The following is a 19828-nucleotide window of genomic DNA, read 5'->3' as shown; positions in this document are numbered from 1 at the left end:
AATGGGAAAATCCCGATCCTTAAAGAGGATGCCCCTAATCTTCATGTGAAAATATGATCGGATAAGAAAGCTGACCAATTTATGGTCGGCTTTCTTTTTGTTCAAAAACAATTTTTTCTTTAATTTCTGTTTGTAATAATACAGTTTTTCCGAAGCGACGTTTGCATTCCGCACGCACTTTTTCAATGGCTAGTAGCTGAGTAGTCGCGGGAACTGTGACAATAGCTTGGCGAGCCTTTCGATTTTCTTCACAAAAGACACATTCCACAACATAATTAGAAATCATATTTTCATCCTTCCAGTTTTAATTTCTAAACAAGGATTGTCTATGAAGTTGATGTAATTTTTCGTCATTGTTTTATTATTTTCCTCTTTTTTCAAGGGGAAAATAATAAAGAGGGCGAATTTTAGTAGGGGAGGGATGTTTATGGAGAGATGGATAGGTAGTGCAGCGGTATGTGTAAATGAAAGAAATGAAGTTTTAATGGTACTGCAGGGCAAAGAGGGAGAAGAAAAAAGATGGTCTGTCCCAAGTGGAGGACTTGAAAAGGGAGAGACACTAGAAGAATGTTGTATCAGGGAAGTTTGGGAAGAAACAGGTTACAATGTGGAAGTGGTAAATAAAATATATGAAAAAGAGGGTATTACATACGGTGTTCCAGTGTATGTCCATTATTATTTTGTTAAACAAATAGGCGGTAATATGAAAATCCAAGATCCTGATGAGTTAATACATGAAATTGCTTGGAAAGGGATACATGAAGTTGAACAATTGTGTTTAGCTTTTCCAGAGGATTATGAATTGCTGTGCCAATATATAGATAAAGAAGCAAGTATGTAAATACTTGCTTCTTTAATGTATCCAAGACAAGAAAAGCGGAACGATAACTAAACTAGCGCCTGCTGTTAAAAGCATGGATAAACTTGCAATTGTTCCTTCCACAGGACCGATTTCGAATGCTTTTGATGTACCGGTTCCATTTGCGCTTGTTCCTAACATAATACCTTTTGCGATTGCTGTTTTAATACGGCAAATACGTATGAGAGAAGGACCGAGCAATGCTCCTGTTAAGGCAGTTAAAACGACAAATACAGCAGTTAATTGTGACATACCACCAATCATTTCTGAAATAGCCATTGCGATTGGTGTTGTTACGATATGTGGCGCTAAACTATGTTCTAGTGATGAATCAATTTGAAAATAATTTGCTAGTAGTGCTGAAGTAATAACTGATAAAAACGAACCGACAATGACATTAAGTAAGATAGCCATTCCATGTTTCTTTAATAAATCAAAATATTTATAGATTGGCCATGCAAAAGCAACTGTTGCGGGCTTTAATAATTCAGTTAACCAGTGACCACCAGATTCATATGTTTCATAAGGTGTATCTAATCCGAGCAATAAAGCAATTAAAATAATGGGACAGACGAGAAGAGGAGAAAGTAGACTCCAATTCCAACGTTGATACATTTTTTTTGATATCCAATATGTGAATAGTGTTAATAATAAACAAAGAAATCCGATCATTGCGTTGATCCTTTCCGCTTTAGTAGCAATTCTGTTAAAAGTCCTGTAACTAAGGTAACGCAAAGAGTGCTAATCATAATAATTAAAATGAGATCGATTCCATATTGTGTTAATGTATCTCTGTAACGTATGACAGCGACTGCAGAAGGGATGAAAAATAAAATAAGTTCTTTTAATAAAAAATCTGCTCCGTCCTGTATCCATTCTTTTTTAACTAGGTTAAATTTTAACGAAATTAATAATAAAAAAATACCGATTATACTTCCTGGAACTGGGAGGTGTGTCTGTTTTGCAATCCATTCACCTGTCCAAGCGAAACAAAATAGTAACAAAATTTGTCCGCTTAACTTCCACCATTTCATACAGTAACCACCTCTTTCTTTTTTTACATAAAAATTGTAAAAAAGAATTAACAATTTCTACTATACGTTCATTCAAAATATTTGTCTAATATATAAATTATATGTTATTAATATATTAGACATATTAATCGAAAGTGAAAAGGGTGTCCAAAAATGGAATTACGGCATTTGCAATATTTTGTTGTTGTGGCAGAAGAGTTACACTTTGGACGGGCAGCTGCTCGTTTACAAATGACACAACCACCACTTAGTCAACAAATACAGCAATTAGAAAAAGAAATGGGAGTTACATTATTTTCAAGAACGAAAAGAAAGGTTGAACTAACAGAAGCAGGAGAAATGTTTTTAAAAGAAGTAAAAAAAGCGTTTGAACAAATTGAAAAAGCAGTAGAAGTTGCACAAAGTGCGCAAAGGGGAGAAGTAGGATCACTTTCAATTGGTTTTGTAGGTGCGGCGATATATGATATTTTACCATCAATTGTTAGGGAATATAGAAAGAAATTTCCGAGAGTGTCTGTTGCATTACATGAATTGTCAACACCAGATCAAGTTCATGCACTTCATGATAACCGTATTGATATTGGCTTTTTACGTCCACCAATTCCAACACAATTATTAGAATTAGAGCCAATTCAAAGGTTATCTTGTACCTTATGTTTACCAAAGGCACATCCACTTGCAGAGAAAGATGAAATACATATAGAAGATTTACGAGATGAGCCGTTTGTATTTATTACGAGACCAGTATGGCCAGCTTTGTATGATACAATTTTATCTCTTTGCAGAGAAGTTGGATTTAGTCCACGTATTGTACAAGAAGCAACAGAGTATCAAACAGTTATGGGGCTTGTAGCGGCAGGGATTGGAATTACAGTAATACCCGTATCGGCAAATAAGTTATATAAAACAGAAGTTGTATATAAAGAATTATATGATTCTAATTTTGTGGCAGAAATGTCAGTGGCTTACAAAAAAATGAATAGTAATCCAGAGTTGCTAGAGTTTTTAAAAATTGCAAGAGAGAAGAAAAGAATAGAAGTAGAAGATGAGTAATAGTAGTAACAGAAAATGAAGTTAATTCAGATTTATAAAAGTACACCTTGTTAAACAATAAAGCGGAAATGCAACTTAAGTTGCATTTCCGCTTTATTGTTCTTTTTTTAGCTCGATACTAAATAGATAAACGTGTTCATTCTCTTTTAAGAGTAAATCAATACCTTTGTCTTCGTCAATTGTAGGGACGCTTACAGTTTCTTTACTTGTTTGGATTACAGCAGCTAAAATTGTTTTTTGATTGTATTTTAAATTTTTTATAGATTGGATTGTAGTAGTTGCGGAGCTATTTACGCTTGGTGGTGCTTCTTCATGAACAAGCGTTGAAGCACCTTCAATATTCATATACCACTGCCTTTTTTCTTGTATATCTTTATCGAATTGGAAATGTGGTGGTAAAAAAGAAAGCTTTACTTTCTTTTTTGAAAAATGTGAGGTAGCTATATTAGCAATTTCTTTTGTTTTTTTACCATTGTTATAATAATCAATTGTAGCATTTATTTCATCTTTATCATTTTTAAGCGTAACGTTATAAAACATGCTATTTCCTTCTTGAAAAGGAGTCATTTGTAAAATAGAAGCTTGCTCTTTTGTTAATTTGTATGGCTCAACAATGGCAACTTCATTGTTTTTTATTTGGCTACAACTTGTGAGTAATAATAAAAACAAGATTGATAGTAATTTTATACGCATGCAATCTCCTCCTTTTTACAATTATATTCTAAATGTGATTTTTTATCATTTCGTTTTCTAGGACTAAAGACTTAGAAGAAATTCCGATTGTAGTGCGATGTTTAAAATGTCATATTTTTATACACTAGTAGTATAGAATGCGTATGTAATAAGGTAGGGGAAGAATTTTATGTCTTTATGTCGGTTAGCGAGAAAAAATATTAGAACATTTGCTACCAAAAGGATGAAGCAATTTATGTGGATTGCTATGAGTATTATGATTTTGTTTTTTATGATATCGTTACAATTTAATGAAGGAGCTATTTTGAAAGTAGGGGATGCATTTGTATTTCAAATGTATTTTTACACACTGTTTATTGTACTAATTTTCATATGTATTTTTACTACATATAAAATGATGTACTCCCTTTTGCTAGTGAGGAGAGAGGAGTTTACATCTTATGTAGCAGAAAATATAAAAAGAAAAGAAGTACTATGTTTATTATGTCAGGAGCAATTATTCATTTATGGAGCAGCGTTTGTTTTTGGATTAGTTAATGGGATGTTATTTTTAAAATTATTTACGATTATCTTTATAAGAATAGCAGGAATACAAGGGATAAATAGTGCACCGATTACAATATATGCAATAGTAGTAGTGAGTATAATTATGATTGTTATCCTTCTATTATCGATGGTGCAATGTTTTCGATTTGTTCAAAGTTTACAAGATAAAAATTCGTTGCATTTCAAGAAAAAGGCATGAGAAATCATGCCTTTTTCCATTTTACACATAAAAATAATCATGTTACAGTGAAAAGACCTGACAAAGAATGGGAAGGAAAGGTTGTATAGAATGACAAATGAACAATCAATTGTAAAAGTCGATCGGTTAACGAAGCGAATCGGATCAAAGACACTTGTACAAAATATTAGTTTTGAAGTGAAAAAAGGCGAGGTTGTCGGTTTACTCGGACCAAACGGTGCTGGAAAAACGACTTTAATGAGAATGATGGTTGGTATGATCCGTATGACAGAAGGTGAAGTATGGATTGATGGTCAATCTGTGAAACAGCAATTCGAAAAAACAGCTGCGAAAATTGGAGCGGTAATTGAGACACCTGAATTTTATCCTTTTTTGAGCGGCTATGAAAATTTAACATATTTCGGACGAATGAATGGTAATGTGACCGAAGAACGTATCGATGAAGTAGTGAAATTGTTAGGGATGGGACAAGTAATTGATCGCAAAGTAAAAGCGTATTCACTCGGCATGAGACAACGTTTAGGAATCGCTCAGGCACTTATTCACGATCCAGACGTGTTGATATTAGATGAACCGACAAATGGATTAGACCCTAGTGGAATACATGAAATGAGAATGTACATAAAAAAAATTGCACATGAACAAGGAAAAGCTGTACTTGTATCAAGTCACTTACTTTCAGAAGTTGAATTAATGTGTGACAGAGTTATCATTATTCAGCACGGGGAATATGTGGCTACGCAAAATATTCAGCATAGCCAAAGCGAAGAGATGGAGACGATCCGTATACGTGTAGATGATGCGAATAAAGCAGCAGAAATATTAGGGCATGATGTTTTAGTAAAAGATAATGAATTACTTATTAATGTAAAAGATGAAGAAATCCCAAATGTTATTCGTACATTGCTTGAGAAAAATATTCAAGTGTATCGTGTATATGAAGAAAGAAAAACGTTAGAAGAGCAATTTTTAGAATTAACAGGGGGAAAAGATATTGTTTAATTTAGTATATAACGAACTGTATAAAATATTTAAGCGGAAGCGAACGATTATTCCATTTGCAGTTATTGCAGTATTAATAATCGGATTAGGATGGGTTACGGTAAAGTATTTTGAACCGGAAACAAAAGGATGGAAAGTAGATTATACAGAACGAACTGTAGAAATTGAGAAAAAGCTTGGCATGAAAAAAGAAGCTATTTTAGCAGAAAAATCAGGGGATGAGCTTGTAAAAGAATACCAGCTTAAGATGAAGCATTTAGATACGGATACAGCACCGGCAAGCAGTTCTCCACTTTCTTTCATGAGAGATACAGGTTTTATCGTATTTCCAATTTTGCTCCCATTTATCCTCGTGTATGCAAGTACAATTTTTGCGAATGAATATAGCTGGGGAACATATAAATTTTTAACGATACGACCAGCGAGTCGCTTTAAAATTTTAACAGCAAAATTTTTAGCAATCGTTATATTTGCAGCTTTATTATTTATATTTAATATGATCTTCTCCGCTTTATGTGGACTTGTTATTTATAAATTCCAACAGCCTGCATGGAGTGAGTTTATTTTCCAAGATGGAAATATAATAAAACAAAACATTTTTGTAGAAGCAAGTAAATATTATGTTTTATCGTGGTTACCAACGGTTGTGTACGCATCGTTTGCATTTATGATTTCTGTGTTAACGAGATCTAGTGGAGGTGCAATTGGTATTTCACTATTCCTTGCTTTATCAGGCAATATTGCGTTATTAGCAGCCACTAGATATAACTGGGCGAAATATTTATTGCCAGCAAACACAGATTTATATAGTATTTCAAAGAACGGAAGTTTTATTGATGGAGTAACATTCCCGTTTGCATCATGTATGTTGCTACTTTATTTGTTCGTATTTTTATGTATTTCATATACTGTGTTTTTAAAACGTGATTTAACTTAATAAGAAAAGCCGTTCAGGGTGCTGAGATGCACTTTGAACGGCTTTTTTTATGAGAATTGTTTAAGTGCTCTTTCGGCTAGTAAAGCAAAGTATTCTGCACTTATAGGCAGTGCCTCTTCATTAATTGTAAAAGCAGGATGATGCCATTCATGTGTACCGCTCGTTCCCATAAAGACGAATGAACCTGGTATTTCCTGTTGGTAAAATGAGAAATCTTCTCCAGCCATTGATAGACTAGGCGAGATGATATTAAGATTCATCTTTGTGGCAACTTGAGTAGATAAGTCTGTAAGAGCTTTATCGTTGTGAACAGCAGGAGGACCTGAATAAAAACGGAATTTCGTTTTTACACCTAATGCATCAGATACACCTTTAATAATACGCTCCATGAGTGCTGGAATCTTTTCACGTGTTTCAGCTTGGAACGTGCGAATCGTTCCTTCTAACGTAGCTTTTTCAGGAATTACGTTCCACGTATTTCCTGCGTGAATATTTGTAACACTAACAACCGCATTATGAGATGAACTTATATTTCGGCTTACAATTGTTTGCAGTGCCATCACAATTTGAGAGGATGCGACAATAGGATCTACGCCAGCATCTGGTACAGCCGCGTGTGTACCAACTCCGTGAATTTCAATTTCAAATCGATCAACTCCAGCCATCAGTGGACCATCTTTAATGCCAATTGTACCTACTGGTAAATCAGGTTTATTATGCATGCCGAAAATCGCTTGCACATTACGTAAATGTCCAGCATCAATAACTTTGCAAGCGCCATTACTACTTTCTTCAGCTGGTTGGAATATGAAGCGAACCGTTCCATTTAGGGAAGATTCTCTTTCTTTTAATAAGAAAGCAGTACCTAAAATGGCAGCTGTATGAAAATCGTGTCCACAAGCATGCATTTTTCCTCGTACTTTAGATGCATAGGACAAATGTGTTTCTTCTTGAATAGGAAGGGCATCAATATCAGCACGAACTGCTACAATTGGCCCGTTTTTATTACCAGACACTTCAGCGATAATTCCTGTTTCTAAATTGGAGTCAATGATAGTAATGTTTTTTTCTTCTAACCAATTTTTTATTGCTTTTGTTGTTTCGAACTCTTCATACGATAGTTCTGGATACTCATGTAAATGTCGACGGATGGAAATAAGTTTTTCTTTTAGTTGATTTGAAATAGATACCATGTAGTATGCCTTCTTTCTTCAGCAAAATATTTATCATAAGTATACAACAATAAAAGAGAGGATTCTCAAATGAAAATCCTCTCTCGTTTATCCCGTATTAATGGGCAGTCCGATTGGTTCAACTAATTAAAGTTTCGCTTTATGCTGCGACTTTTTTATGCGTATGATGTTTACGATAACGTCCACGCATTGCGTATGCAATTTGCGGGATTGCAATCCCGATTAAAATAAGTGATACACCGAACCATTGTGAAGATAGTACAGCCTCTTTTAAAACGAATACGGACATAATTGTTGTAACTGGTAGTTCCGCTGCACCAAGAATAGTTGCTAAGCCAGAACCGATTTTTGGAATACCGATTGTAAAGGCAATAGATGGAATTACGATACTAAATGTTCCTAATCCTAAACCGTATTTCCAAAGACCTTGAGAAATGGCACCATTAAAAATAAATGTTGGTGGGAATACAATCATGACTAAAGTTAAAGCACCAGTCATTAAGAGAACACCGCGCGGTAATGAAGGTACTTCAACAGCAACTTTTCCGCTCACGAAAATGTATGTTGCGAATGTAACAGCAGATAATAAACCTAAAATGATCCCAGTCGTATTGAAAGCACCTGCTGATTGTTCAAGTAAACCACTTGATAAAAATGTCCCTACAAGTAAGAAAATAACAGAAATAACTTTTTCTCTTGAAGGTAATGTTTTTGTTGCGACTGCTTCAATGATAATTCCGACCCAAACAAATTGGAATAAAAGAATAATTGCAATAGAAGCTGGTACAGTTTTTAATGAAGCATAATAAAAAATTCCGGTAAAACTTGCAGATGTTCCTGCAACGAATAAAAGTAATGCTTGCTTTAAAGGAACGCGATGTCTAGAAAATAGAAGTGTAATAGCAAGCAAAATAATCCAACCGAACAAATATTGGCTGCCAATTACCTCTCCAAGTGAAAATCCTTCTGCATATGCAAGCTTAACAAAAATAGCTAAAATTCCATAACTACACGCTCCTAATAAAACTAAAAGAGAATAACGAAGCATGAAAAATTCCTCCCATCTATATGAAGTTGTTCCGTATCGAAAATATATAACTAGAGGGAAGTATACAAAATTAGAAATAAAGGGTCAAATGAAAGAAAAGTATGACATTTTATAGAATAATAATAAAAGTATGATATTTATGCATAATCTTGAAATTATTAATAGTAGAAGTATTATAAAATCAACTTTGCATTGTATAGAGCCAGCATTTGAAAAAAATATTTTTTAAACCAATATGTATATAGACGTACTAGTAACGTGCTAATTATTTGAGAAACTATGTTACCTTTGTTATGGTAATGACAATTAAAGGAGTTTTCATAATCCATTTGAGTTTTTTCTATATAATAGAAGGAAATAAAAACGTTTTATTAGAAACTGTGAGGAAGTACGGTTTTTCTTATTGCCACGTTGTAAAAGTGATTTCACGAATTGTTCATAGTATTTTTATGTGTTTTTGTTACAATATTTAGGGAGAGGAGTGGAATGATGCAAGATATTAGTATTTTTTTAGCGTTTGGCGCCGGGTTCTTATCATTTATTTCCCCATGTTGCTTACCGCTTTATCCGGCATTTTTATCGTACATAACAGGTATGTCGGTTTCTGAATTGAAAGAAGAAAATGCAATGCTTAGCAAAAGAAGTATGATACATACAGCGTTTTTCTTACTTGGATTTTCAATTATATTTATTGCAATTGGATTTGGTACAAGTTTTATTGGAGGAATCTTTACTGACTATAAAGATTTAATCAGACAGTTAGGTGGTATATTTATCATCGTGTTCGGCTTAATTATTGTCGGGGTGTTTAAGCCGAAATTTTTAATGCAAGACCGTAAATTTACATTTAAAAATCGTCCAAGTGGCTATTTTGGATCAGTACTAATTGGATTAGCCTTTGCAGCAGGGTGGACGCCATGTACCGGACCAATTCTAGTGTCCGTAATTGGATTAGCAGCAACAAACCCAGAATCAGCAATGATTTACATGATTGCTTACATACTTGGATTTGCTATCCCGTTTTTCGTACTGTCATTCTTTATTACGAAAATGTCTTGGATTAAAAGAAATAGTATGGCCTTCATGAAAGTCGGAGGATATATTATGATTGTTATGGGGGTCTTCCTATACTTTAACTGGATGACGAAAATTATCGTATATTTCTCAAGTTTATTTGGTGGTTTTACCGGTTTTTAGTATTATTCTGCGAAAATGTTGGAAATACTAACGGAAAAGCATATAATGAAAGTATATTTTGCATATAGCCACAAAAAAGGATGAGAAAATATGAACATAGTTCTTTTATCAAGTATCGTTGCTGTTTGTATGGCTGTCGGTGCGATGTTTATTCGTTTAAAAGCAGCTAAGAAACCTGCAACATTGAAAAAAATTATACTTCCGCCATTTTTTATGAGCACGGGAGCATTGATGTATGTTTTTCCTGAATTTCGATTAACTCCAGCGGAAATGTTAGAAGCAATTGGCGTCGGTTTGTTTTTCTCTATTTTTCTTATTAAAACATCTAAATTTGAAATTAGAGGACAAGAGATTTATTTGAAGCGTTCCAAAGCCTTTGTTTTTATATTAATTGGATTACTTGTAGTGCGGATTGTATTTAAAACATACTTAAGCCAATCTCTTGATTTAGGACAACTTAGTGGCATGTTCTTTTTACTTGCGTTCGCGATGATTGTGTCATGGAGAATTGCAATGTATCGTTCCTTTACGAAATTACAGAAGGAAATGGAAAAAGAAGATGGTTTTTATAATGAAAAAGATATGAAACTAACTTAAAAACTGTATATGTACCAAATAAAAAAGACAGCGTCAAAGGCGCTGTCTTTTTTATCGAAAATAATATGAAGTTACTTTGCGAGTAAAGATCGATAGTTAGAATAATCAATCTTTTTTTCTTGTAGTTTTTTAATTAAAAATTTATGATCACGCTTTGGTGTGGCAATGATATATCCTTTAATAATTAAGTCTTGTGTAATTTGAGAGGCATTTTCTTGTAATGCAAGTTCCCCGATTTTTCCAGCAATCTTTGATTTTGCAACATCGCGAAATAGTTCTGGAACAGGACTTACAAGCTCTTCTAACAATTGTTTTTGTTCGTCAGCCCATAAATGTCTCGTTTTATTTATGTAGTGTTCTTCCCAATCCAAAATGGACATGCCGTCTTCTTTTGGTAAACGTTTTAAAAATTTTCTGAACATAAAGTATCCACCGATAGACATAAGCCCTAATAAAATAACCGTCCATAATACAATGAACCAACTGAACCATCCTTCGAGCAAGCATATCCCCCCTTAATGATAGCGGTTTTCTTTTATTCATATTATATACAGTGAGATTCATAGAAAGCAAGAACGCTTGGTCATTTTGACCAAGCGTTATCATTTAAACAAAGTATAGTTGTTCCACATGTAAATTATTATTATCATCTTCTACATATTCAATGATTAATGTGCCAACTTTACGATCTTTATCTTCAGTTGTGAAAATAGAGTAAGAAGTAAAACGTGTTTTTGATAGGCCGCTTATGTGTGTAGGTAAAGAAATGTAGTCGTTATCGCGGAAGAATTCCATCAGTTCAATATCCTCAAATTCTTTTCGGTCAACTTGTTTGTTTGTATAGCGGCGTTGAAGTTGTTTTAAAGATTCATTCCAAGAAATTGCTTTTGTGTCGTATACCATTGTTCTATCTCCTTACTGTATGTAATTATTAAGAACATACGTTCCAATCTAGTATACTCTTTTTATTAGAAAAGGGAAAGCAAAAAATAATGTAAGCTTGGATTTCCAAGCTTACATTATTGATGCGTCCGTCATAATCTCTATTTTTCATTATAAGTTAGATAAGAATAAGAAACAAGATGATATATATAATGTTGATAGTTTTCAAGATTCTGTATATTATAGTTTTACTAAAGCGCAAGGGAATGAGAGGAATGGCATATGTAATTTCACTCCAAGGACCGATGGCAAGCGGAAAAACGACATTGGCTAAAAGGTTAGAGCGATGTGGGTTTTCAGTTATATATGAAAATCCTTATCCAATTGTAGAAAAGCGAAAGCGATTAAAGTTGGATATGAATTCAAAAGAAGGGTTTATAGCAAATCAAAAAATGTTTATAGAAGCTAAAATAAAAGATTTTCAAAATGCAAAAGGTTCAGTCGTGATTTTTGATCGTGGGCCAGAAGACATCGAATTTTATACACTTTTTTACCCAATGGTTATAGGGAAAGAGTGGGATATAGAAAATGAATTGAAAGATGAATTATATAAATTAAGAGAATGCCGTTCGGATGCTATTTTTTATTTGGATGTATCGGAAAGTAATTTATATGATAGAAAAAATAATGATAGAACAAGAAACAGAAGTACATTTGAGGAGCAATTTAAATTAGCAGAAACTGAAAAAGACTGGTATAAACAATTTCCTGTAACTTATGTGGACACGAATAGATTAACAGTTGACGATTTAGAGGTATATTTTATGGACTGGTTAAAGGAGAGAGGGCTATGAAAAAAATACTTTTATTTGTATACCCAACATTTGCGGAGTTTGAAATAACAGTAGCGACGGCATTGCTGAAAAATAAATTTGAAATCATTACAGCGGGCTTAACAAAAGAATTGATTATAAGTGAAACAGGTTTGCAAGTGCAACCACATATAGAAGTAAGTGAAGTACGTGTAGATGAGTATGAGGGGGTACTTATTCCAGGTGGAGAAGAAGTACAGTTGAAAGATGCGAAATCTCTTTTTTCAGTCATTCGTCAATTTCACGAACAAGAAAAATTAGTGGCGGCAATTTGTGCTGGACCGTATGCGCTAGCAAAAGCAGGGTTATTTAAAGGGATTTCTTATACTGCGACTATAGATTATCAAAAATTCGATTGTTTTCCAGTAGAAAATTTCGTGTATGAAGAAGTTGTGCAACACTCAAATATCATTACAGCACAAGGGCATGCATTTGTACCATTTGGAATAGCAATTGCCTCTTATTTTGGAGTGGCAGACAAACATAATACAGATTTTTATTGTGGTAAAGGTAATGTAGTAATGGAGAAACTTTTACGAGAAAACGTGTAAAAGCTAGCAAATGCTAGCTTTTTTCTTTTTTACACCGATAAATTACTAACGTTTTTGGATCGCGCCATATACCGTTATGGAGAGATAATTCCTTGTTGATTTCTTCTGTTAGCCATTCTTTCATCTCGGCTTGAAGATACATATTATCGGGTATATTTAACGATGGAAACATGCTGGAAATATAGTTTACTATTGGGGTAGCATGATCAAAAACGAGCGCATTATGAATAACTGTTTCTTCAACCGTTTGAAAAGCAGATGCTACTATCTCTTTACCATTTTCTAAACAAAATGGAGAGACTGCTGGTGATGTTTTCGGTAGATCAAATGCGTCAAGCATGTTGTTACACATTTCAACTATACGAGGTAATGAAACTTTAGAATTTGTTGTAGCTAAAAGTGTTCCGCCAGAACGAATGACTTTATAAAAGCCTTGAATTGTTTTTTCAACATCTTTCACATGGTATAACATATGTCTTGCAATTATTAGGTCATAACAATTTGTTTCGAAAGGAAGTTTACTAGCGTCCCCTCGTTTCCATTCTATTAAGTTATTTATTTTAGCAGCTTCAGCAAGCATAGCTTCGGATTGATCAAACCCGGTTAATGGGCCTTTATGACCATTTGTTTGTAAAAGGGAAAGGAATTTTCCACTAGCGCACCCAACCTCTAATATGTTTTCATCCCCTTGAAGGTGTAAATGTTCAATGACGATCTTATCTAAATCTACGTGTTTTTCTTCGTAATGTGTATGTGTGTCGATGCGTGTTTGTAAATGGTTGCTAACGTTATATTGACGTTTTACATCATTCATTTTGTCACATTCCACCTTTGTGCAAAATTGTTGGATTGCATGTGTTAATACATCTGTTTTCTTTAAACCTTCGTAATGGAGTGCTGATTCAAACCTTTCAAGTAATTTCTCTTCAATTCGAAAATGAATATCTTTTCGTTTTGTCACTGAAATTTCGCCCCTTTGCATCTGTTAGTGAGACTATAGCACGTCTGGAAATTTTGTGTAAATCATTTGTGTACACAAAATTAGGGGGATGAAAAAAATGTTTGAATATGATTTTAAACTATTGACGATTTAACCGTTTTCATATATTCTTAAATTAAGTAATATTCAAATAATTCAAAAGAAATGAGAGAGTCACATGCTTCTTCAAGGAACACATCGAATTGGTCGTATGGCCATGCTGTTGGCACTTGCGGATGAGAATGAAAGTCCTGTATTATCCATTCCAAAAGGTTGGAAGTATTGTACGGGGAAAGTGGGTTCGATGAATTCGCAAAAGGTTGTCGCAGCAATGGAAACAGCGGCTAAAAGCAACCAAGTTATTGAAACAGACGTTTACAGAGAAACACATGCACTTTATCATGCAATTATGGAAGCTTTGTACGGAGTGACGAGAGGTCAAATTCAGTTAGCAGACGTTCTTCGTACAGTAGGACTTCGTTTTGCGATTGTGCGCGGTACACCATACGACGGGAAAAAAGAAGGCGAATGGGTTGCTGTTGCATTATATGGAACGATTGGTGCACCTGTAAAAGGATCTGAGCATGAGGCGATTGGTTTAGGAATTAATCACATATGATTTGCCCATAGTCTATTAGTTAGAAGGGGGCCTTACTTTTTTAGGACAGAAGTCTGTCTTAAAAAGATAAGGTCCCCTTTTGCCTTTTTAAGGAGGAAAAATGATGATTACGTTAACAGGACATACATTGACAGTTGAAGAAATGAAGAGGTTATTACTGGAAGGAGAAGGTGTAACAGCTTGTCCAACTAGTATGCAAAAGGTAGCGGAGTGCCGCGAAGTAGTTGAGAAAATTGTAGAGGACGGAAAAGTCGTTTACGGTATTACAACTGGATTTGGAAAGTTTAGTGATGTGCTTATCCAAAAAGATGATGTAAAGGCACTTCAACATAATTTAATTCAGTCACATGCATGTGGGATAGGTGATCCATTCCCGGAAGAAGTATCGCGCGGAATGTTAATTTTACGAGCGAACACGATGCTTAAAGGAGTATCAGGCGTAAGGCCGCTTGTTGTAAATATGCTTCTTGAGTTTGTAAATCGTAAAATTCATCCAGTCGTTCCGCAACAAGGTTCACTTGGTGCAAGTGGAGATTTAGCACCTTTATCTCATCTTGCGCTCGTATTATTAGGCGAAGGTGAAGTGTTCTATAAGGGGAAACGCGTTCATGCAATGGTTGCTCTTACAGAAGAAGGGCTTGAGCCAATTGAACTTGAAGCGAAAGAAGGTCTTGCGTTAATTAATGGTACGCAGGCGATGACAGCACAAGGAGTTCTTTCTTATATAGAAGCAGAAGCAACGGCGTATCAAGCTGAACTAATTGCTTCGATGACAATTGAAGGGTTACAAGGCATTATTGATGCATTTGATGAAAATGTTCATAAAGCACGTGGCTATAAAGAGCAAGTGGATGTAGCAAGCAGAATTCGTGACATTCTTCATGATAGTAAGTTAACAACAAAACAAGGAGAACTACGTGTACAGGATGCCTATTCACTTCGTTGTATCCCGCAAGTACACGGTGCTTCTTGGCAAGTTTTGAATTATGTGAAAGAAAAATTAGAAATTGAAATGAATGCCGCAACAGATAATCCGCTAATCTTTGATGGCGGGGAAAAAGTAATTTCAGGTGGTAATTTCCATGGTCAACCGATTGCATTTGCGATGGACTTCTTAAAAGTAGGAATGGCGGAACTTGCAAACATTTCAGAGCGTCGTATTGAGCGTTTAGTAAATCCGCAGTTAAACGATTTACCGCCATTTTTAAGTCCAGAACCAGGACTTCAGTCTGGTGCAATGATTATGCAATATGCTGCAGCGTCACTAGTTTCTGAAAATAAAACGTTAGCACATCCGGCGAGTGTTGATTCAATCCCGTCATCAGCTAACCAAGAAGATCACGTAAGTATGGGAACAATCGCTTCACGTCATGCACATCAAATTATTCAAAATGTAAGACGTGTTCTTTCAATTGAAATGATTTGTGCGATGCAAGCGGCAGAATATCGCGGAATTGAAAACATGAGTACAGTGACGAAGAGCTTCTACCATCAAGGGCGTCAGCAAGTACCATCTATTACAAATGATCGCATCTTCTCAACGGATATTGAAAATATTGCACATTGGTTAAAAACGAATTATTCGATAAAAGAAAGATTGGATGTAAACGCAGCACTATAAAACGAGAAAAGGGAGAGATTGAAATGGAAAAAGTAAAACAAACAATTCGTGCGCCAAGAGGTACTGAGTTACAAACGAAAGGGTGGGTTCAAGAGGCTGCACTTCGAATGTTAATGAACAATTTAGATCCTGAAGTTGCTGAAAAACCAGAAGAATTAGTTGTGTATGGCGGAATTGGCCGTGCAGCTCGTAACTGGGAAAGCTATCAGGCGATTGTAGATTCATTAAAAACGTTAGAAAGCGATGAAACGTTACTTGTTCAATCAGGAAAACCAGTTGCCATTTTTAAATCACATGAAGATGCACCTCGCGTTCTGTTAGCGAACTCAAACTTAGTACCAAAATGGGCAAACTGGGATCACTTCCGAGAACTAGAGAAAAAAGGTCTTATGATGTACGGACAAATGACAGCTGGTAGCTGGATTTACATTGGAACGCAAGGGATTCTACAAGGAACATATGAAACATTTGGTGAAGCAGCTCGTCAACATTTCGATGGTTCATTAAAAGGTACATTAACACTTACTGCTGGTTTAGGTGGTATGGGTGGTGCACAACCTCTTGCTGTAACGATGAACGGCGGTGTTGTTATTGCTATTGATGTTGATAAGCGCAGCATCGATCGTCGTATTGAAAAGAGATATTGTGACATGTATACAGAATCATTAGAAGAAGCATTAACTGTTGCGAACGAGTATAAAGAGAAGAAAGAACCAATTTCAATTGGCTTGTTAGGAAATGCGGCAGAGATCTTACCAGAACTAGTGAAGCGTAATATTACGCCAGATTTAGTTACAGATCAAACATCTGCTCATGATCCATTAAACGGTTATATTCCAGTAGGTTACACGTTAGAAGAAGCAGCGAAACTTCGTGAAGAAGATCCAGAACGTTACGTACAATTATCAAAAGAAAGTATGACAAAACATGTGGAAGCGATGCTTGCGATGCAAGAAAAAGGCGCAATTACATTTGATTATGGAAATAACATTCGCCAAGTTGCTTTCGATGAAGGTTTGAAAAATGCTTTCGATTTCCCAGGATTCGTTCCAGCATTTATTCGTCCATTATTCTGTGAAGGAAAAGGGCCATTCCGCTGGGTAGCGCTTTCTGGTGATCCAGAAGATATTTATAAAACAGACGAAGTAATTTTACGTGAGTTCGCTGATAATGAACATTTATGTAACTGGATTCGTATGGCACGTCAACAAGTTGAGTTCCAAGGACTTCCATCACGTATTTGTTGGTTAGGTTACGGTGAGCGTGCGAAATTTGGTCGCATCATTAATGAAATGGTTGCAAATGGTGAATTATCAGCACCAATCGTTATCGGTCGTGACCATTTAGATTGTGGATCAGTAGCATCTCCAAACCGTGAAACAGAAGCGATGAAAGATGGTAGTGATGCAGTAGCTGACTGGCCAATTTTAAATGCATTAATTAATAGTGTAAACGGTGCAAGCTGGGTATCTGTTCACCACGGTGGTGGCGTTGGTATGGGTTATTCACTTCATGCGGGAATGGTTATCGTTGCAGATGGAACAGAAGCAGCAGCAAAACGTATTGAGCGCGTATTAACTTCTGACCCTGGTATGGGTGTTGTTCGTCACGTGGATGCAGGGTATGACTTAGCTGTGGAAACTGCGAAAGAAAAAGGCGTTAACATTCCAATGATGAAATAAGGAGGAGAAAGCATGCTGGACACTTTACTAATCAATATCGGTCAATTACTAACAATGGATCAAGAAGATGGCTTGTTAAGACGGGAAGCGATGAACACGCTTCCTGTTATCGAAAACGGTGCGGTTGGAATTGAAAATGGTGTAATCACTTTCGTTGGAACAGCGGAAGAAGCGAAAGGATTACAAGCGAAAGAAGTTATTGATTGCGGGGGGAAAATGGTTTCTCCTGGTCTTGTTGACCCGCATACCCATCTTGTATTTGGTGGATCGCGTGAAAACGAAATTGCGCTAAAATTACAAGGAGTTCCGTACTTAGAAATTTTAGAACAAGGCGGAGGTATTCTTTCAACTGTAAATGCAACGAAAAAGGCGTCGAAAGAAGAACTTGTTCAAAAAGCGAAATTCCATTTAGACCGTATGTTATCTTTCGGCGTTACAACTGTAGAAGCGAAGAGTGGTTACGGATTAGATGATGAGACGGAATGGAAACAATTAGAGGCAACTGCACAATTACAAAAAGAGCATCCGATCGATTTAGTTTCCACATTTTTAGGTGCTCATGCAGTTCCGAAAGAATATAAAGGTAGATCGAAAGAATTTTTACAATGGATGTTAGACTTATTACCAGAAATGAAAGAGAAACAATTGGCGGAATTCGTTGATATTTTCTGTGAAACAGGTGTGTTCTCAGTAGAAGAATCAAAAGAATTTTTATTAAAAGCGAAAGAGCTTGGCTTTGATGTGAAAATTCATGCAGATGAAATCGACCCTCTTGGTGGTGCGGAAGCAGCGGCAGAAATCGGTGCAGCATCAGCAGACCATCTAGTTGGCGCTTCTGATAAAGGGATTGAAATGCTTGCAAACTCGAATACAGTAGCAACATTATTACCAGGAACAACTTTCTATTTAAATAAAGAAAGCTTTGCTCGTGGTCGTAAAATGATTGATGAAGGTGTTGCAGTTGCGTTAGCTACAGACTTTAACCCAGGTAGCTGTCCAACTGAAAATATTCAGCTTATTATGAGCATTGCGATGCTAAAACTGAAAATGACACCAGAAGAAGTTTGGAATGCCGTAACGGTTAACTCATCATATGCCATTAACCGTGGTGATGTAGCTGGGAAAATTAGAGTTGGTCGTAAGGCAGATTTAGTTTTATGGGATGCTTACAATTATGCTTACGTACCGTATCATTACGGCGTAAGTCATGTGAATACAGTATGGAAGAATGGTAATATTGCATATACAAGAGGTGAACAATCGTGGAGCACGGCCACTATTTAAAGAAAAACGCAAAGTTTATTGATCGTGAAGTGACAAAATGGAGTGAGATGATTAAAGATTGGGAGGAAGGTGTAGAAATATTCGGTGCTGCCTTAATTGGAGCACCCCTTTCTAAACCATCTATTAGTCATTCAGGAGCGAGTTTTGCTCCAAAGACAATTCGTGCGATGTTAGATGCATATAGTACATATGCAATTACAGAAAAACACGATATGAAAGAAAGTGTCTTATATGATTGCGGCGATATTACGATGCATGTGACGGATATAAAAGAAAGTCACAAACGAATTGCGAAAACAGTTGGTCATGTAACGAAAGTAAACCCGAACATGATACCAATCGTTCTTGGTGGTGACCACTCGATTAGTTTTCCGAGTATAACAGGTTTTGCAAACAGTAAAGGAAAGGTCGGGATTATTCAATTTGATGCTCATCATGATTTACGTAATTTAGATGATGGAGGCCCATCAAATGGTACACCATTCCGTAGTTTACTAGAAAATGATGTCATTACAGGGAAACAACTTGTTCAAATTGGAATTCGTAATTTTTCTAATGCACGTGCGTACCATGAATATGCAATAGAGCATGGTGTAACAGTGTATACAATGAAAGACGTACGAGAGCGAGAAATAAAAGATATTATCACGGAAAGTATTGAATTATTAAGAAATCAAGGTGTGACTTCTATTTATATTTCTCTTGATATGGATGTGCTAGACCAAGCGTTTGCACCAGGTTGTCCAGCAATTGGGCCTGGTGGAATGGATAGTACGACTTTACTAGATGCGATTGAATTCCTTGGTAAAGAACCGCTCGTTCAAGGGATGGATATAGTAGAGATTGATCCAACTCTTGATTTCAGAGATATGACGAGTAGAGTAGCAGCGCAAGTGATTATGAGTTTTCTTTTAGCGAGGGAAACGGTTAGTAAGCAGGTTAGCATATAGACGGAAAAGTAGATTTTTATTTATGTCTTA

At 35.7% G+C, this 19828-nt stretch carries 24 protein-coding genes; 15 read left to right on the top strand and 9 right to left on the bottom strand.

Annotated features, from left to right (window positions below):
- Positions 1 to 79: 79 nt before the first annotated feature.
- Positions 80 to 286, bottom strand: a complete 207-nt coding sequence (locus MR136_RS26305) for a DUF3903 domain-containing protein (RefSeq protein ID WP_000625222.1) — start codon at positions 284 to 286, stop codon at positions 80 to 82.
- A 141-nt stretch (positions 287 to 427) separates the two neighbouring features.
- Between MR136_RS26305 and MR136_RS26300 the strand changes: the two genes are divergently transcribed.
- Positions 428 to 841: an NUDIX hydrolase gene (locus tag MR136_RS26300; protein ID WP_000442982.1), complete on the top strand. Its 414-nt coding sequence runs from the start codon at positions 428 to 430 to the stop codon at positions 839 to 841.
- Positions 842 to 853: 12 nt separating this feature from the next.
- Here MR136_RS26300 and MR136_RS26295 read toward each other — a convergent pair whose 3' ends face one another.
- Together MR136_RS26295 and MR136_RS26290 are read right to left on the bottom strand one after the other, a co-directional pair.
- On the bottom strand, positions 854 to 1531 hold the full coding sequence (locus MR136_RS26295; RefSeq protein ID WP_000578954.1) for an LrgB family protein: 678 nt from the start codon (positions 1529 to 1531) through the stop codon (positions 854 to 856).
- Complete coding sequence (locus tag MR136_RS26290; RefSeq protein WP_017673070.1) at positions 1528 to 1893, bottom strand: CidA/LrgA family holin-like protein; 366 nt, start codon at positions 1891 to 1893, stop codon at positions 1528 to 1530. The genes MR136_RS26295 and MR136_RS26290 overlap by 4 nt, the downstream gene beginning before the upstream one ends.
- A gap of 153 nt (positions 1894 to 2046) precedes the next feature.
- On the opposite strand from MR136_RS26290, the gene alsR reads away from it, so the two are divergent.
- Positions 2047 to 2946, top strand: a complete 900-nt coding sequence (gene alsR, locus MR136_RS26285; protein WP_000423234.1) for an acetoin biosynthesis transcriptional regulator AlsR — start codon at positions 2047 to 2049, stop codon at positions 2944 to 2946.
- A 93-nt stretch (positions 2947 to 3039) separates the two neighbouring features.
- Here the strand turns inward: alsR and MR136_RS26280 are convergent, their stop codons facing one another.
- Complete coding sequence (locus tag MR136_RS26280) at positions 3040 to 3639, bottom strand: hypothetical protein (RefSeq protein ID WP_001220617.1); 600 nt, start codon at positions 3637 to 3639, stop codon at positions 3040 to 3042.
- Between the two features lie 169 nt (positions 3640 to 3808).
- Between MR136_RS26280 and MR136_RS26275 the strand changes: the two genes are divergently transcribed.
- The 3 genes from MR136_RS26275 (at position 3809) to MR136_RS26265 (ending at position 6323) form a co-directional block, all read left to right on the top strand.
- Positions 3809 to 4384, top strand: a complete 576-nt coding sequence (locus MR136_RS26275) for an ABC transporter permease (RefSeq protein WP_000050617.1) — start codon at positions 3809 to 3811, stop codon at positions 4382 to 4384.
- A 90-nt stretch (positions 4385 to 4474) separates the two neighbouring features.
- Positions 4475 to 5386 carry an ABC transporter ATP-binding protein gene (locus MR136_RS26270; protein ID WP_000180622.1) on the top strand — a complete coding sequence of 304 codons (912 nt, stop codon included), beginning with the start codon at positions 4475 to 4477 and terminating at the stop codon, positions 5384 to 5386.
- Positions 5379 to 6323 (top strand): ABC transporter permease, encoded by a 945-nt coding sequence (locus MR136_RS26265; protein ID WP_000482759.1) that lies wholly within the window; start codon positions 5379 to 5381, stop codon positions 6321 to 6323. The genes MR136_RS26270 and MR136_RS26265 overlap by 8 nt, the downstream gene beginning before the upstream one ends.
- A 47-nt stretch (positions 6324 to 6370) precedes the next feature.
- Here the strand turns inward: MR136_RS26265 and MR136_RS26260 are convergent, their stop codons facing one another.
- Together MR136_RS26260 and MR136_RS26255 are read right to left on the bottom strand one after the other, a co-directional pair.
- A complete protein-coding gene (locus MR136_RS26260) occupies positions 6371 to 7516 on the bottom strand; it encodes a M20 peptidase aminoacylase family protein (protein ID WP_000253675.1) in 1146 nt (381 codons plus the stop codon).
- A gap of 139 nt (positions 7517 to 7655) precedes the next feature.
- Positions 7656 to 8564 carry an EamA family transporter gene (locus MR136_RS26255; protein ID WP_061457608.1) on the bottom strand — a complete coding sequence of 303 codons (909 nt, stop codon included), beginning with the start codon at positions 8562 to 8564 and terminating at the stop codon, positions 7656 to 7658.
- A 323-nt stretch (positions 8565 to 8887) separates the two neighbouring features.
- Between MR136_RS26255 and MR136_RS28725 the strand changes: the two genes are divergently transcribed.
- From MR136_RS28725 to MR136_RS26245, 3 genes are all read left to right on the top strand, one after another.
- Positions 8888 to 9037 (top strand): peptidase T, encoded by a 150-nt coding sequence (locus MR136_RS28725; protein ID WP_306426812.1) that lies wholly within the window; start codon positions 8888 to 8890, stop codon positions 9035 to 9037.
- Positions 9038 to 9053: 16 nt separating this feature from the next.
- Complete coding sequence (gene ccdA / locus MR136_RS26250) at positions 9054 to 9761, top strand: cytochrome c-type biogenesis protein CcdA (RefSeq protein WP_061457610.1); 708 nt, start codon at positions 9054 to 9056, stop codon at positions 9759 to 9761.
- Between the two features lie 90 nt (positions 9762 to 9851).
- Positions 9852 to 10358: a CcdC family protein gene (locus MR136_RS26245; RefSeq protein WP_001028439.1), complete on the top strand. Its 507-nt coding sequence runs from the start codon at positions 9852 to 9854 to the stop codon at positions 10356 to 10358.
- A gap of 71 nt (positions 10359 to 10429) precedes the next feature.
- Here the strand turns inward: MR136_RS26245 and MR136_RS26240 are convergent, their stop codons facing one another.
- Both MR136_RS26240 and MR136_RS26235 read right to left on the bottom strand, forming a co-directional pair.
- Positions 10430 to 10861: a DUF2621 domain-containing protein gene (locus MR136_RS26240; protein ID WP_000889373.1), complete on the bottom strand. Its 432-nt coding sequence runs from the start codon at positions 10859 to 10861 to the stop codon at positions 10430 to 10432.
- Between the two features lie 103 nt (positions 10862 to 10964).
- On the bottom strand, positions 10965 to 11261 hold the full coding sequence (locus tag MR136_RS26235) for a hypothetical protein (RefSeq protein ID WP_000262401.1): 297 nt from the start codon (positions 11259 to 11261) through the stop codon (positions 10965 to 10967).
- A gap of 254 nt (positions 11262 to 11515) precedes the next feature.
- On the opposite strand from MR136_RS26235, the gene MR136_RS26230 reads away from it, so the two are divergent.
- Positions 11516 to 12094 (top strand): ATP/GTP-binding protein, encoded by a 579-nt coding sequence (locus tag MR136_RS26230; RefSeq protein WP_000332129.1) that lies wholly within the window; start codon positions 11516 to 11518, stop codon positions 12092 to 12094.
- Positions 12091 to 12663, top strand: coding sequence for a DJ-1/PfpI family protein (locus tag MR136_RS26225; protein ID WP_017674196.1), 573 nt, complete (start codon positions 12091 to 12093; stop codon positions 12661 to 12663). Before MR136_RS26230 ends, MR136_RS26225 begins: the two co-directional genes overlap by 4 nt.
- A gap of 13 nt (positions 12664 to 12676) precedes the next feature.
- Here the strand turns inward: MR136_RS26225 and MR136_RS26220 are convergent, their stop codons facing one another.
- Positions 12677 to 13624: a class I SAM-dependent methyltransferase gene (locus tag MR136_RS26220; RefSeq protein WP_000166760.1), complete on the bottom strand. Its 948-nt coding sequence runs from the start codon at positions 13622 to 13624 to the stop codon at positions 12677 to 12679.
- 196 nt (positions 13625 to 13820) lie between these two features.
- Between MR136_RS26220 and hutP the strand changes: the two genes are divergently transcribed.
- The 5 genes from hutP to hutG all read left to right on the top strand — a co-directional run bounded on the left by hutP (position 13821) and on the right by hutG (position 19798).
- Positions 13821 to 14261 carry a hut operon transcriptional regulator HutP gene (gene hutP / locus MR136_RS26215; RefSeq protein ID WP_000926516.1) on the top strand — a complete coding sequence of 147 codons (441 nt, stop codon included), beginning with the start codon at positions 13821 to 13823 and terminating at the stop codon, positions 14259 to 14261.
- A gap of 103 nt (positions 14262 to 14364) precedes the next feature.
- Positions 14365 to 15882, top strand: coding sequence for a histidine ammonia-lyase (hutH, locus tag MR136_RS26210; RefSeq protein WP_000631874.1), 1518 nt, complete (start codon positions 14365 to 14367; stop codon positions 15880 to 15882).
- 23 nt (positions 15883 to 15905) lie between these two features.
- Positions 15906 to 17564 (top strand): urocanate hydratase, encoded by a 1659-nt coding sequence (hutU, locus tag MR136_RS26205; protein ID WP_017674198.1) that lies wholly within the window; start codon positions 15906 to 15908, stop codon positions 17562 to 17564.
- A 12-nt stretch (positions 17565 to 17576) separates the two neighbouring features.
- The gene (gene hutI, locus MR136_RS26200; RefSeq protein ID WP_000887524.1) at positions 17577 to 18848 is read left to right on the top strand and encodes an imidazolonepropionase; all 1272 of its coding nucleotides are present in this window, start codon (positions 17577 to 17579) and stop codon (positions 18846 to 18848) included.
- Positions 18827 to 19798: a formimidoylglutamase gene (hutG, locus tag MR136_RS26195; RefSeq protein ID WP_000399851.1), complete on the top strand. Its 972-nt coding sequence runs from the start codon at positions 18827 to 18829 to the stop codon at positions 19796 to 19798. The genes hutI and hutG overlap by 22 nt, the downstream gene beginning before the upstream one ends.
- The last annotated feature ends 30 nt before the right edge of the window (positions 19799 to 19828 follow it).

The organism is Bacillus cereus group sp. BfR-BA-01311 (assembly GCF_022664295.1).
Lineage (GTDB): Bacteria > Bacillota > Bacilli > Bacillales > Bacillaceae_G > Bacillus_A > Bacillus_A cereus.
Note: the sequence above shows the minus strand (reverse complement) of the source record. Positions and strands in the feature narration are given on the sequence as shown.

Coding starts and splice junctions, on each gene's coding strand:
- MR136_RS26270 (WP_000180622.1), top strand. CDS start 4,475: ATGACAAATGAACAATCAATTGTAAAAGTCGATCGGTTAACGAAGCGA.
- MR136_RS26300 (WP_000442982.1), top strand. CDS start 428: ATGGAGAGATGGATAGGTAGTGCAGCGGTATGTGTAAATGAAAGAAAT.
- hutP (WP_000926516.1), top strand. CDS start 13,821: ATGCTTCTTCAAGGAACACATCGAATTGGTCGTATGGCCATGCTGTTG.
- MR136_RS26260 (WP_000253675.1), bottom strand. CDS start 7,516: ATGGTATCTATTTCAAATCAACTAAAAGAAAAACTTATTTCCATCCGT.
- hutI (WP_000887524.1), top strand. CDS start 17,577: ATGCTGGACACTTTACTAATCAATATCGGTCAATTACTAACAATGGAT.
- MR136_RS26235 (WP_000262401.1), bottom strand. CDS start 11,261: ATGGTATACGACACAAAAGCAATTTCTTGGAATGAATCTTTAAAACAA.
- alsR (WP_000423234.1), top strand. CDS start 2,047: ATGGAATTACGGCATTTGCAATATTTTGTTGTTGTGGCAGAAGAGTTA.
- MR136_RS26290 (WP_017673070.1), bottom strand. CDS start 1,893: ATGAAATGGTGGAAGTTAAGCGGACAAATTTTGTTACTATTTTGTTTC.
- ccdA (WP_061457610.1), top strand. CDS start 9,054: ATGCAAGATATTAGTATTTTTTTAGCGTTTGGCGCCGGGTTCTTATCA.
- MR136_RS26305 (WP_000625222.1), bottom strand. CDS start 286: ATGATTTCTAATTATGTTGTGGAATGTGTCTTTTGTGAAGAAAATCGA.
- hutH (WP_000631874.1), top strand. CDS start 14,365: ATGATTACGTTAACAGGACATACATTGACAGTTGAAGAAATGAAGAGG.
- MR136_RS26230 (WP_000332129.1), top strand. CDS start 11,516: ATGGCATATGTAATTTCACTCCAAGGACCGATGGCAAGCGGAAAAACG.
- hutU (WP_017674198.1), top strand. CDS start 15,906: ATGGAAAAAGTAAAACAAACAATTCGTGCGCCAAGAGGTACTGAGTTA.
- MR136_RS26245 (WP_001028439.1), top strand. CDS start 9,852: ATGAACATAGTTCTTTTATCAAGTATCGTTGCTGTTTGTATGGCTGTC.
- MR136_RS26280 (WP_001220617.1), bottom strand. CDS start 3,639: ATGCGTATAAAATTACTATCAATCTTGTTTTTATTATTACTCACAAGT.
- MR136_RS26255 (WP_061457608.1), bottom strand. CDS start 8,564: ATGCTTCGTTATTCTCTTTTAGTTTTATTAGGAGCGTGTAGTTATGGA.
- MR136_RS26295 (WP_000578954.1), bottom strand. CDS start 1,531: ATGATCGGATTTCTTTGTTTATTATTAACACTATTCACATATTGGATA.
- MR136_RS26225 (WP_017674196.1), top strand. CDS start 12,091: ATGAAAAAAATACTTTTATTTGTATACCCAACATTTGCGGAGTTTGAA.
- MR136_RS26275 (WP_000050617.1), top strand. CDS start 3,809: ATGTCTTTATGTCGGTTAGCGAGAAAAAATATTAGAACATTTGCTACC.